The sequence below is a fragment of the Saccharibacillus alkalitolerans genome, from assembly GCF_011090185.1.
GTDB lineage: Bacteria > Bacillota > Bacilli > Paenibacillales > Paenibacillaceae > Saccharibacillus > Saccharibacillus alkalitolerans.
This window is the reverse complement of record NZ_JAAFGS010000003.1, coordinates 643,130-655,895: the sequence shown is the minus strand read 5'-3', so window position 1 is coordinate 655,895 and position 12,766 is coordinate 643,130. Positions and strand designations below refer to the sequence as shown.

Below are 12,766 nucleotides of genomic sequence, written 5' to 3'. Positions count from 1 at the left end.
TCCGGCATGCCGGAAACGACCGAGGAGGATATTAGAACATGGCCAACAATGTCAAAATCGACGATTTGTCGATTGCTACAATCCGTACCCTTTCGATCGACGCGATCGAGAAGGCGAAATCCGGACACCCGGGTATGCCGATGGGTTCGGCGCCGATGGGTTACCAGCTCTTCGCCAAGACGATGAACCATAACCCGTCCAACCCGACCTGGGTTAACCGGGACCGCTTCGTGCTGTCCGCGGGCCACGGTTCGATGCTGCTTTACAGCCTGCTGCACCTGTCGGGCTACGACCTGCCGATGGACGAAATCAAGCAGTTCCGCCAATGGGGAAGCAAGACGCCGGGCCACCCGGAATACGGTCACACGGCGGGCGTCGACGCGACGACCGGACCTCTGGGTCAAGGCGTGGCGATGGCGGTCGGCATGGCGATCGCGGAAGCGCACACGGCTGCCGTCTACAATAAAGGCGACTATAAATTGATCGACCATTACACATACGCGATCTGCGGCGACGGCGACCTCATGGAAGGCGTTTCGCACGAAGCGGCTTCCATGGCCGGACATATGCAGCTCGGCAAACTGATCATGCTGTACGATTCCAACGACATCACGCTGGACGGCGAAGCTTCGCTCTCGTTCACGGACAGCGTCATGAAGCGTTTCGAAGGCTACGGCTGGCAGGTGCTTCGCGTCGAGGACGGCAACGACGTCGATGCGCTGGACAAAGCGATCGCCGAAGCGAAAATGGATACGGGACGCCCGACGCTGATCGAAGTCAAGACGATCATCGGCTACGGCAGCCCGAACAAGCAGGGCAAAGGCGGACACGCGGGTCCTCACGGTTCCCCGCTCGGTTCCGACGAAACGAAGCTGACCAAAGAATTCTACAACTGGGTTTACGAAGAAGACTTCTACGTGCCGGACGAAGTTCGCGAACACTTTGCCAAAGTAAAAGAAAAAGGCGAACTGGCCAACAAAGTCTGGGACGACCAGTTCGAGAAATTCCAAAAAGAAAACCCTGAGCTGGCCGCTCAATTCCTGATGGCGTTCAGCAACGATCTGCCGATCGAATGGGATAAGGAACTGCCGAAGTACAAAGCGGAAGATAAAGAAATGTCGACCCGCGTCGCTTCCGGCAAAGCGCTGAACGGCGTCGTGCATCGCGTGCCTCAGCTGTTCGGCGGATCGGCCGACCTGGAAAGCTCGACGATGACGCACCTGAACGATATCACGGTATTCACGCCGCAGGAACGCGCCGGCCGCAACATCTATTACGGCGTACGCGAATTCGGCATGGCGGGCGCCATGAACGGGATCGCTCTGCACGGCGGCATCAAAGTGTTCGGCGGTACGTTCTTCGTATTCACCGACTACCTGCGTCCGGCGGTTCGCCTGGCCGCGCTGATGAAGCTGCCGGTCACTTACGTGCTGACGCACGACAGCATCGCCGTCGGCGAAGACGGCCCGACCCACGAGCCGATCGAACAGCTGGCGTCCGTACGCATCATCCCGGGCCTGACGGTAATTCGTCCGGCAGACGCGAACGAAACGTCCGCGGCATGGGCTTACTCGCTGCAAAACAAAGAAAATCCGGTTGCCCTGGTTCTGACCCGTCAAAACCTGCCGATCCTCGAAGGAACGGTCGAAGGCGCATGGGAAGGCGTGACACGCGGCGCTTACGTCGTGTCCGACGCTAAGGACGGCAAGCCTGCCGCCCAGATCCTCGCCACGGGTTCGGAAGTGCAGCTGGCCGTCAAGGCACAGGCGAAGCTTGCCGAAGAAGGCATCCAGGTTCGCGTCGTCAGCATGCCGAGCTGGGATCTGTTCGAGAAGCAGGACAAAGCTTACCGCGACTCCGTCATCCTGCCTGACGTCAAAGCCCGTCTGGCCGTCGAAATGGCGAGCCCGTTCGGCTGGGAACGCTACGTCGGCGACGCAGGCGCGATTCTCGCCATCGACACATTCGGCGCTTCGGCTCCGGGCGGCAAAGTCATGGAAGAATACGGCTTCACGCCGGAAAACGTCGTTTCCAAAGTCAAAGAACTGCTTAACTAATATTTGAGCGCGTCCCGATTCCTTCCGGAGCGGCCGCTGCGGCTTGTTCCGCCGCGGTCGACCCGGTTCCTAGGAGCGGACAACGCTTTTTCGCCCCTGCGGCGTCCGTGCGAAAGAGAGCATCCGGTGATGAACTCCGGCCGGATAACGCCAGGGGCGTTTTTTATGCGGCAGAAGCACGGCGGACGCATGTTCGGACGGCGATTATTCCGTCCGGGGTGTGATCGGTCTCGCTTGTCTCTGTCCCGGAAATCCAGTATGCTGGTTCTGGATGTTTAACCGCGCAGCACCCTGCAAGCGGCAAAAAGCAGCAAATTCAGAGGAGGCTTTTCATTATGGCTAAAAACGTTCATTTCGATTACAGCAAAGCGCTCGGATTCGTCGCCCAGCACGAAGTCGACTACTTCGCGGAGCCGATCAAGCTCGCCCACGAGCAGCTTCACAACAAGACCGGCGTAGGTTCCGACTACCTCGGCTGGATCGACCTGCCGAAAGCGTACGACAAAGAAGAATTCGCGCGCATCAAGAAGGCGGCCGAAAAAATCCAGAGCGACTCCGAAGTGCTGATCGTGATCGGTATCGGCGGTTCGTACCTGGGCGCCCGCGCCGCGATCGAGATGCTGACGAATTCCTTCTACAACGTGCAGGACAAGTCCCAGCGCAAGACTCCGCAGGTCTTCTTCGCCGGCAACAGCATCAGCTCGACGTATGTCGCGCATCTGATGCAGCTGATCGAAGGCAAAGACTTCTCCGTCAACGTCATCTCCAAATCCGGCACGACGACGGAACCGGCGATCGCGTTCCGTCTCTTCCGCGCCGCCCTGGAGAAGAAGTACGGCAAGGAAGAAGCGCGCAAGCGCATCTATGCGACAACGGACAAAGCCCGCGGCGCGCTGAAGAAACTGGCGACCGAAGAAGGCTATGAATCGTTCATCATTCCGGACGACGTGGGCGGACGCTACTCCGTGCTGACGGCTGTCGGCCTGCTGCCGATCGCGGCTGCCGGCGTGGACATCGACGCCATGATGCAGGGCGCGGCCGACGCTTCCGACGAATTCTCGAATCCGAACGTGGCCGAGAACGAAGCGTATCAATATGCAGCCGTCCGCAACGCGCTGTACCGCAAAGGCAAAGGCACGGAAATTCTCGTCAACTACGAGCCGTCGCTGCACTTCGTGTCGGAATGGTGGAAGCAGCTGTTCGGCGAGAGCGAAGGCAAAGACTTCAAAGGCATCTATCCGTCCTCCGTGGACTTCTCGACCGACCTGCACTCGATGGGCCAATTCATTCAAGAAGGCAGCCGCAACATCTTCGAGACCGTGATCCAGGTGGAAAACGTGTCCGAGCAGATCACGATCGAAGAAGATCCGGACGATCTGGACGGCCTGAACTTCCTCGCCGGCAAGACGATGGACTTCGTCAACAAGAAGGCGTTCCAGGGCACGATGCTGGCGCACACGGACGGCCAGGTGCCGAACCTGATCGTCAACATCAAGGATTTCAGCCCGTACACGTTCGGCTACCTCGTGTACTTCTTCGAGAAAGCCTGCGGCATCAGCGGCTACCTGCTGGGCGTCAACCCGTTCGACCAGCCGGGCGTCGAAGCGTACAAGAAGAACATGTTCGCGCTGCTCGGCAAGCCGGGCTTCGAAAAAGAAAAAGCCGAACTGGAATCGCGCCTGTCGGAATAATTCCGCGGAATAATGCTGACATGAATCTTTACGGAAGCGTCAATTCCTGTTTTAATAAGAGAATAACCACCGGTTAATTTGCTGTTAAGCGGAAGCCCCGGGCCAAACAGAGGAAAGCAGTTCACCCATCCGAATCGCGGATTTATCGCGTGTTCGGACTAGGGGGGCTGCTTTCTACTATAAGGAAAGGTTCGAAAACCTATATGTTGGAACGCTACAAGACCGTCAGAAGCGAAGGGCAAAAAGAAATCGTCATTCGCAAATCGCGCTTTATCGGCCATATTCGACCCGTCTCGACGGAAGAGGAAGCCATTGCTTTTATCGACGAAATCAAAAAGCTTCATCGCGACGCTACCCACAACTGTTCGGCTTACCTGCTCGGCGAGCGTGATGAGATTCAACGGCAGTCCGACGACGGGGAACCCAGCGGAACGGCCGGAAAGCCCATTTTGGAAGTATTGAAAAACCGGGAACTCAAAAACGTGGCGGTCGTCGTGACGCGCTATTTCGGCGGCATCATGCTGGGCGCCGGCGGCCTGATTCGCGCTTACGCGGACGGAGCCGTGGCCGCGGTGGAAGCCGGAGAAGAGATCACGCGGGTGCTGCATACGCAGATATTCGTGACAATCGATTATACCTGGCACGGCAAAGTGGAGAACGAACTTCGCGAACGCGAAGTCCGTACGGGCGACACGCAGTTCACGGACAAAGTGACGCTGCTCTGTCTGCCGCCGTCCGGCGAAGCCGATCGTTTCATCTCCTGGATTACCGACCTGACGCAGGGGCAGGCCGACATCGTGAAGGGAGACCCGGTTTATTACATCGAAGGGGAATAACGACTATGGCGAGAAGAGCAGTAGAGCAGGAATTGTCGCGGGAGCGAATTTTGGAGGCGGCCAGGCACTTGTTCATCACCAAAGGATACCGTGCCATTTCCATGCGCAGTATCGGACAGCATCTCGGTTACAGCCATGGCTCGCTCTACTATCACTTTAAAGAAAAAGCGGAACTGTTTTACGCCATCGTTATTGAGGACTTCGGCTATTTGTCGAGCTGCCTGAACAGCGTGATGAACGTGCCGGAGACGGAAGAATTTACGCGCACCGAACTGCTGCTGCTGGAATTCATCCGCTTCGGCCTGGATCATCCGCATCAATACGAAATCATGTTCATGACGCGCGACGAAGAGCTGCTGGCTTACTGCCGGAACGAACAGGGCCGATGTCTGGAGCTGTTCGCATCCATCGTTCGCGGACATCTGGATCAGAGCCTGCATACGGAGGAATCGCTGAACAGCGTGCCGCTCAGCTTGTTCTTGTCCGCGCACGGATTCATCTCCTATTACATTCAGGAAAAAGTTTCGTTCGAAGAAGTCCATGATGCCGCGGTGAGGCATGTGCGCATTTTATGCGAAAATCTGCATCTGCCTGCTTCAAGACGTTGAAAGGTTAATTTAGAGACGCTTTGATGCGACACTGCATAAAGTTATCGCAGCTGAGCAGGCGGATACCGCTTTTGCGGAAGAAAACCAAGTTTTTTAGAAAGCCCATATCTTCCCGAGATATGGGCTTTTCGAGTTTTGTTTCATCCATATATGGGTTAACCCTGTTTATTTGAGCGGAAAAGTGAAAAGACGATAAAAGGCTGAAATTTTTGCAGCAAATGATGAAAGCGCTGGGAGCGGATATCGTAAGCGATCGCTTGATTCAAAAGATCCGGAACGATCAAAACGGACTTTTCTCTGAGTGAGGGTCAGGAACAGAAAAGTTACGGGAACGGAAAAAACGAGTATTTTGCGGAAGTACGCGGAGGGACTTTTATGCTGCAAAAAAGCTGACAAAACTTCAGAAGTCATTCCGGAGGGCGAAAGCGGATAGAACCGGGTTGGATCGTCGCGGATTGGATAAATCCGAAAAAAGGCCGAACAGCCGCCCGCTCGCGCCCGGAAGCTTTCCGGAATTCGCGGCAGGCGGCTGTTTGGTCTGTCAGGGGGACAGAAAGTCCTGTTCTAACTCTCTACCCCTCCACAATTTTCACCTTAAACGTCCTGGAACGCGGCCCGTCGAATTCGCAGAAGTAGATGCCCTGCCAGGTGCCCAGCACCGGGCGACCGTCCTGGATGATCACCGTTTGGGACGAGCCGCAGGTAATGGCTTTCAGATGCGCCGCCGTATTCCCTTCGGCATGGCGGTACTTGGGATGCTCCCACGGATACACCTCGTCCAGAATCATCAGAATATCGCGTTTGACGTCGGGATCGGCATTTTCGTTGATGGCGATGCCGGCCGTCGTATGCGGACAATACACGAAGGCGAGTCCTTCCCGGACGCCGCTCTGCCGGATAAGCTCCCTCACCTGCGGCGTGATGTCGACGATCTCGTCGCGGCGGGAGGTGGACAGTTCGAACGTATGCAGCATGCGAATTCCTCCTTGTTTTCTCAGGCACTGCGCCTGTCAGCTTCCTCTTCAGTATATACCCGGCAGTCGTCGATATGCCTGCGACCGGATAAATCCTTTCCGAAAAAAGCGATTGACGCTAATCCGTAACCCTGATACATTATGCAGTAAGTTAAACCGAGTAGTCTAATGGGAATAATGAAGAGTTGGAGGAATATCCGGTGCAAACGTCATGGCTGCGTCACAAAGGCTGGACCTACGGTTTTCGTTCGACGGTCCTGCTGTATTTTGTCGTATTGATCGTACTTCCCATAGCGGGCGTGTACGTCTATTCTTTCTCGGAAGGTTGGGGACCGTTCTGGGAAAACGTCTCCGATCCTATCGCGTGGAAAGCCGTGCTGCTGACGCTGAAGCTCGCCTTGGTCGCCACCGTCATCAATGTGCTGATCGGAACGATGATCGCCTGGGTGCTGGTACGCTATCGTTTCCCTGGACGGACCGTGCTGAACAGTCTCGTCGACCTGCCGTTCGCGCTGCCGACGGCCGTCGGCGGGCTGATGATCCTGCTGCTGCTCGGACCGAACAGCTGGGTCGGCGGCATTGCGGAAAAGTTCGGCTTCGATATCGTGTTTCACCAGCCGGCGATCGTGATCGCGATGGTCTTCGTCACGTTCCCGTTCGTGATCCGCGCCATTCAGCCGCTGCTGGAGGAGATGGACGCATCGGCGGAGGAAGCTTCGTATACGCTCGGAGCATCGCGCGCGACTACTTTTTTTCGCGTCATTCTGCCGCAGATCGCTCCGGGAATCGCCGGGGGAGCCATGCTGGCCTTCTCGCGGGCGCTCGCCGAATTCGGCGCCGTCGTATTGGTCGCGGGCAATATTCCGGCCAAGACGCTGACGGCTTCCGTGTTCATTTACGGGGAAGTGGAGAGCGACAACAATCTGGGCGCGGCCGCCGTATCGGTGCTGCTGCTGACTTTATCGCTGGGCATCCTTTGGCTCATTAACCGGGTACAGCGCAGGGGAGGTCGGAATTAAACGATGAGAAAACTGTGGATCATTCTGACTTATGCCGTCTTCGCCGTCCTGCTGGTCGCGCCGCTCGCCAAAATGGTGCAAAGCGCTTTTTCGAACGGATGGTCGGGCTTCGCGGAAGCCGTCACCCGTCCCGAAGCGCTGCACGCGCTGATGATGACCGGGCTAGTCGTGCTCTGCGTCACGGTGCTGAACGGCGTATTCGGCATCATGACGGCGCTGTATCTGGTGCGGGGCAAATGGCTCGGCCGCCGGCTGCGCAGCGTCATGAACAGCATCGTCGACCTGCCGTATGCCGTGTCGCCGGTCATCGGGGGCCTGATGATCGTGCTGCTGGTCGGTCCGGATACGGCGATCGGTTCCTTTTTTCAAAACATCGGCTTCAATATCGTGTACGCGTTCCCGGGCATGGTCATCGCGACGCTGTTCGTGACGTTCCCGCTCATGGTGCGCGAGATCATGCCGGTGCTGGAAGAGATCGGCGACGATCAAGAGCAGGCTTCGGCCACGCTGGGCGCTTACGGCTGGACGACGTTCCGCCGCGTGACCTGGCCGTCGATCCGTTGGGGCGTCGCATACGGGGCGGTTCTGACGATCGCGCGCTCGATGGGCGAATTCGGCGCTGTGCTGGTCGTGTCGGGCAATATCATCAACCGGACGCAGACGGCGACGACGCTCGTGTATCAGGACGTGGAGAACTTCAATATCGCGGCGGCCGGAGGCATCGCGCTGATTCTGGCGGCGTTCTCGGCCGGGCTGCTGCTGCTGATGGAATGGACGAAGAAGAGAAGGGAAGTGCATTAAGATGCATGTGGAAGTTCGCGGGCTCGACAAACATTTCGGCAGTTTCCATGCAGTGAAGGACGTCTCGTTCGGCATTCAAAAAGGGCATCTGATCGGCCTCCTCGGTCCGAGCGGCGGCGGCAAGACGTCCATTCTGCGCATGCTGGCGGGATTGGAAACGCCGGATTCCGGCGAGATTCTGTTCCACGGCAAAAGGGTCAACGATCTGCCGACGCAGGAGAGAGGTATCGGCTTCGTGTTCCAGAACTATGCGCTGTTCAAGCATATGACCGTGTTCGAAAATATCGCTTACGGACTCAAAGTCAAAAAAGCGCCCAAAGCGCAAATCCGCGACCGGGTCACGGAACTGGTGGAGCTGACGGGACTCAAAGGATTCGAACAGCGCTATCCGCAGCAGCTCTCGGGCGGGCAGCGTCAGCGGGTAGCGTTTGCCCGCGCGCTGGCTCCCGAGCCTCAACTGCTGCTGCTCGACGAGCCGTTCGCGGCGATCGACGCCAAGATTCGGCAGGAGCTGCGCTCGTGGCTGCGGGAGCTGATCGAGCGGGTCGGCATCACGTCGATCTTCGTCACGCACGACCAGGACGAAGCGATCGAAGTCGCGGACGAGATCATGGTCATCAGCCAGGGCAGGGTCGAGCAAAAAGGGACGCCGTGGCATATTTACAAAGAACCGGCCACGCCGTTCGTCGCTTCGTTTATCGGAGAATCGACGCAGGTGGAGCACGCGGCGAAGCTGCACGGTTTCGATTTGGCGGCTGCCAAGGCGGGGACGCGGGCATTGATCAGGCCGGAATATGTCGAAGCGGGACGCCCGAATGAGTTCACGCTGCTGTCCGCCACCGAAGAAGGCGTCGTGCGGCATCTGCATTTCCGCGGCAGCCAATGGTTGGTCGAGGTGCAGGTCGGCGAGCAGAGCCTGATCACGTACCGTTCGCTGGAAAAAGATTCGCTTCAGGTCGGAGACCCTGTGCGCGTACTGGTGCACCGAGCTTATTTGTACAATGACGAGCGCAGCTGGATTGCCGAGAATCGATTCAAAGCGGATCCGATGTCGATGATGATCTGACGGCGGGCGATACGGCGAAGACTGCCGAAGCATACGGGATAACGTTAACACATTAAACGAGGGTGTGAAGCGGATGAGACGCAATAACATACGACCGGGCGGCGGGCAGGCGGAATCGGACGGCGGCGAACGACGGTCAAGCGCCGGAACGGACCGAAGCGAACAAGGCGGCGCGCGGCGCAGGCGGGACGCCGAACCGTCCCGCGTAAAACGGAGTCCGCTTAAGCGGCTGTCCGCGCTGATGGCGGCGGCGGCGCTGACGGGTTCCCTGCTGGCCGGCTGCGCGGGACGCGAGAGCGCGGCCGAAAGCGGCGGCAGCGGCGGAGGAGCGGAGCAGCAGGGCGACGTGAAGCTCGTAATCGGCGCCTACAGCGTCGTGAAAGATTCGGTGCAGGACATTATTCCGCTGTTTCAGCAAAAGTGGAAGGAAGAGACCGGTCAGACGGTCACGTTCGAAGAATCGTACGAAGCGTCCGGCACGCAGGCGCGCGCCATCGCGGGCGGATTCGAAGCGGATGTGACGCTGCTGTCGCTGGAAGGCGACATCGACAAGCTGACGAAAGCGGGACTCGTGAACGAAAATTGGAAAGACAAGCCGGACGGGGGCATGATCACGCGCTCGGTCGTCGCGATCGGGACGCGGGAAGGCAATCCGCTCGGAATAAAGAACTTTGCTGACTTGGCGAAGCCCGGAGTCAAAGTGCTGTACCCGAATCCGAAGACGTCGGGCGGAGCGCAGTGGGACATCAACGCGATCTACGGCGCGGGACTCAAAGAGTCGGAACGCCGGACGGGGCAAAAAGATCCGGCATTCGCCAAAACGTTTCTGGAGTCGGTACACGCGAATATCGAGTCTCTCGATAAAAGCGGCCGCGCTTCGATGGCGGCGTTCGAATACGGCGTGGGAGACGCGCTGGTCACGTACGAGAACGAGCTGGCGGCCCGGATCAAGCAGGGCGCGAAATACGAGGTGGTCGTTCCCGACGACACGATTTTGATCGAGAATCCCGCCGCCGTCGTGGACGCCAATGTCGATAAACACGGTACGCGGGAAGCCGCCGAAGCGTTCTTGGACTTCCTCTGGTCGGCCGAAGCGCAGCGGGTGTTCGCGGACAACGGATTCCGACCGACCGATCCGGAAGTATACGCCGAATTCGAGTCGAGTTATCCGGTTCCGCCGGGGTTGTTCGATATTCAATATTTGGGCGGTTGGAGCGAAGTGCGGGAGAAGCTGTATTCGAAGCGCGGCGTGTGGTATGAGGTGTTGGCGGGGATTTAAGGGGGAGCGGGAGCGGCGTTCTGTCGGGCTGCGCTGATTTCGATTGTCGCTCCGGCTCGTTTTCTTCCCCTTTTATTGGAGTGAAAGATTCAGAGGAGGGGGAAGAAAGCCGAAAGTCGCTCCAATTCGAAATCAGCTCCGCCAGTTCGCCCGCTCTCGGAGGGAGGGCAAGGCAGGGCTCGCGTGCCGCATCGCCGAAGGCGGAAAGGGCAGAGCGGGGCTCGCGTGCCGCATCGCCAAGAGCAGGAAGGGCAGAGCGGGGCTCGCGTGCCGCATCGCCGAGAGCGGGGAGGGCAGAGCGGGGCTCGCGTGCCGCATCGCCAAGAGCAGGAAGGGCAGAGCGGGGCTCGCGTGCCGCATCGCCGAGGGCGGGGAGGGCAAGGCGGGGCTCGCGTGCCGCATCGCCGAAGGCGGGATAAAAATAAAAAGAGCGCAGGCCGGGGAGTTGCCGGCCTACGCTCGGATTGCAGAGAAACCCGGACGCATCAAGCCGGGTTTCTTTGTTTACGGGTTCGCGTCGACAGCGCGAATAAAGACAACGGAAGCGTTTGTGAAGGGGAATTTCGAAAATAAGTGCAGGAGAGCAGTTATTTCCCGAAAAACACCTACTTTTTTGGAAATAACTGCATATAGATCGTTATTTGTCCGGAAAATGAGCGAAAAGGCGATAAGCAGAGTAAATAGCTGCTTATGCGCAGTTATTTTGTCTTGATGCGTCTAAAAATCGAAAATAAGCATTCATGCGCACTTATTTCCGAATCCGCTGTCCGGATTTTTGCGGCGCTCCGAATTTGATTGGGGGTTGCTGCGTTTCGGACTGCCTATTCGGCTCCCGGATCGTTCTCGTTTATTTTCTGCCCCGGCGCATGCCGCTGATCTCGAACATCAGATAAACGATGCCGCCGATCACGATGCCGGAAATGAGGGCGGCGACAAGCGAGGAAGTCAGGACGGACAAAAGGCTGTGACCTTCTTTGCCGAAATTTTGCCAGACGCCGAGGATAAGAACCAGAATGAACGGAATCCAAAAGGATTTCGAAGTAATGAATGTTTTCATGGAAGCTCCTTTATCAAGATAGTGGATACAAGAATGGATAAACGGACCGGCGCGGGTCGAGCCCGACGATTCCGCATCTTCTTCATTATACCGGAGGAACGGTGTCCCGTCTGCGGCGCTTTGTTTTTCGGGCAAGAAAAGTCGGGTATAATCGGGGAGTGAGCAGCAAACGTTCAGGAAGGTGAGAATAATGACGGAAGACCGGCTGGTATTTTGGGGAACGGGCGACGCGATGGGCGTGCCGAGAGTGTACTGCGGATGCGAGGTGTGCGAGGAGGCGCGAGCAGAGGGAGTCAATCGGCGCATGCGGTCGATGGTGGCGGTCGAAAGCGGAAAGGAACAGGACCGCTTCCTGATCGACTGCGGGCCGGATTGGCGAATGCAGATGGAGATGCGGGGGATTCGGACGATCGACACGATTCTGGTCACGCATGCGCATTTCGATCATATCGGCGGGCTGCCGGAATGGGCCGATCAATGCCGCTGGACGGGGATTCGGGGGAATCTGTACGCGCCCGGCGAAGTGCTGGAGGCGATCCGGGCCCGTTATCCGTGGCTCGATCGAAATTTGGAGCTGCGCGAAACGGAGCCGGGACTCCGCCTGGGCGGCTGGAGCATTGCAGGTTGGAGGGTCAATCACGGGCAAAACGGTTACTCTTATGCATATAGGCTGGAAAAAGAGAACTTCGCCTGGGTATACTGCCCCGACTCCATCGGATTGTCCGAGGAGGAGACCCGGCCGATGCGAAACGCGGATCTGCTGGTGCTGGGAACGAGCTTCGTACGGGAAGAAGCGGAGTATTCGACCCGGTCGGTGTACGATATGCGGGAAGCGGCCGAGCTGCTGGCGGAGATCAAGCCGGCGCGCGCGATTTATACGCATATGTCGCACGACGTCGACCTGAACCGGCTGCCGGATTTGCCGGCGAATGTGTCGGCGGCGAGAACGGGCACTGCAGTGGATTTGAATGACCCGGCACGGAATCGAAATCGAAAACTCGGAGGGATGCATGATGAACGATAACGAACAGAACTACCGCAGCGTCGATCCGTCTGACGACGAGACGACCAACCTGAAGGATGACGGATCGACCGAAGAGAGAGCGATCGAAGCGGACCATTTGGACGAAGGCGAGCGCCCGGATATCCATACCGGGGCCGTGCCCGGCCAAGTCGATCCGCGCATGGCGGAAGCCGCGGCACAGATCGAGAGCGAGCATCAAGAAGCCGATATGTCCGAAACGGGCCGGGAAGCGAATCTGCGCGATCCGCTCCGCAGCCCGAACGGCGGAACGGAACAACCGTAAAACGCATGCCCGAAGAGCGCGCCGCGCGTCGGCAGCAAGTCCGGAAGCCGGAAGCTTCCGGGCTTTTTGCG

The 12,766-nt window shown here is 58.0% G+C and carries 12 protein-coding genes; 10 read left to right on the top strand and 2 right to left on the bottom strand.

The features are described 5' to 3' along the window. Positions 1 to 38 precede the first annotated feature (38 nt). From tkt to GYN08_RS11690, 4 genes are all read left to right on the top strand, one after another. Complete coding sequence (gene tkt / locus GYN08_RS11705) at positions 39 to 2,057, top strand: transketolase (protein ID WP_166274367.1); 2,019 nt, start codon at positions 39 to 41, stop codon at positions 2,055 to 2,057. 335 nt (positions 2,058 to 2,392) lie between these two features. Continuing rightward, complete coding sequence (locus GYN08_RS11700) at positions 2,393 to 3,748, top strand: glucose-6-phosphate isomerase (protein ID WP_166274366.1); 1,356 nt, start codon at positions 2,393 to 2,395, stop codon at positions 3,746 to 3,748. Positions 3,749 to 3,951: 203 nt separating this feature from the next. Continuing rightward, on the top strand, positions 3,952 to 4,584 hold the full coding sequence (locus GYN08_RS11695) for a YigZ family protein (RefSeq protein ID WP_166274365.1): 633 nt from the start codon (positions 3,952 to 3,954) through the stop codon (positions 4,582 to 4,584). Positions 4,585 to 4,589: 5 nt separating this feature from the next. Next, positions 4,590 to 5,192, top strand: coding sequence for a TetR/AcrR family transcriptional regulator (locus tag GYN08_RS11690; protein WP_166274364.1), 603 nt, complete (start codon positions 4,590 to 4,592; stop codon positions 5,190 to 5,192). A gap of 572 nt (positions 5,193 to 5,764) precedes the next feature. Here the strand turns inward: GYN08_RS11690 and GYN08_RS11685 are convergent. Beyond that, on the bottom strand, positions 5,765 to 6,166 hold the full coding sequence (locus GYN08_RS11685) for a secondary thiamine-phosphate synthase enzyme YjbQ (RefSeq protein ID WP_166274363.1): 402 nt from the start codon (positions 6,164 to 6,166) through the stop codon (positions 5,765 to 5,767). 200 nt (positions 6,167 to 6,366) lie between these two features. On the opposite strand from GYN08_RS11685, the gene cysT reads away from it, so the two are divergent. From cysT to GYN08_RS11665, 4 genes are all read left to right on the top strand, one after another. Further along, the gene (cysT, locus tag GYN08_RS11680; protein ID WP_166274362.1) at positions 6,367 to 7,185 is read left to right on the top strand and encodes a sulfate ABC transporter permease subunit CysT; all 819 of its coding nucleotides are present in this window, start codon (positions 6,367 to 6,369) and stop codon (positions 7,183 to 7,185) included. 3 nt (positions 7,186 to 7,188) lie between these two features. Next, positions 7,189 to 7,986, top strand: a complete 798-nt coding sequence (locus tag GYN08_RS11675) for a sulfate ABC transporter permease subunit (protein ID WP_166274361.1) — start codon at positions 7,189 to 7,191, stop codon at positions 7,984 to 7,986. Position 7,987: 1 nt separating this feature from the next. After that, the gene (locus GYN08_RS11670; protein WP_166274360.1) at positions 7,988 to 9,052 is read left to right on the top strand and encodes a sulfate/molybdate ABC transporter ATP-binding protein; all 1,065 of its coding nucleotides are present in this window, start codon (positions 7,988 to 7,990) and stop codon (positions 9,050 to 9,052) included. A 241-nt stretch (positions 9,053 to 9,293) separates the two neighbouring features. Further along, on the top strand, positions 9,294 to 10,331 hold the full coding sequence (locus GYN08_RS11665; protein WP_166274485.1) for a sulfate ABC transporter substrate-binding protein: 1,038 nt from the start codon (positions 9,294 to 9,296) through the stop codon (positions 10,329 to 10,331). A gap of 847 nt (positions 10,332 to 11,178) precedes the next feature. Here the strand turns inward: GYN08_RS11665 and GYN08_RS11660 are convergent. Further along, positions 11,179 to 11,388, bottom strand: coding sequence for a hypothetical protein (locus GYN08_RS11660; RefSeq protein WP_166274359.1), 210 nt, complete (start codon positions 11,386 to 11,388; stop codon positions 11,179 to 11,181). A 190-nt stretch (positions 11,389 to 11,578) separates the two neighbouring features. Here GYN08_RS11660 and GYN08_RS11655 point away from each other — a divergent pair, with 190 nt between their 5' ends. After that, positions 11,579 to 12,412, top strand: a complete 834-nt coding sequence (locus GYN08_RS11655; RefSeq protein WP_166274358.1) for an MBL fold metallo-hydrolase — start codon at positions 11,579 to 11,581, stop codon at positions 12,410 to 12,412. Then, on the top strand, positions 12,399 to 12,695 hold the full coding sequence (locus tag GYN08_RS11650) for a hypothetical protein (protein ID WP_166274357.1): 297 nt from the start codon (positions 12,399 to 12,401) through the stop codon (positions 12,693 to 12,695). Before GYN08_RS11655 ends, GYN08_RS11650 begins: the two co-directional genes overlap by 14 nt. Positions 12,696 to 12,766: the final 71 nt, after the last annotated feature.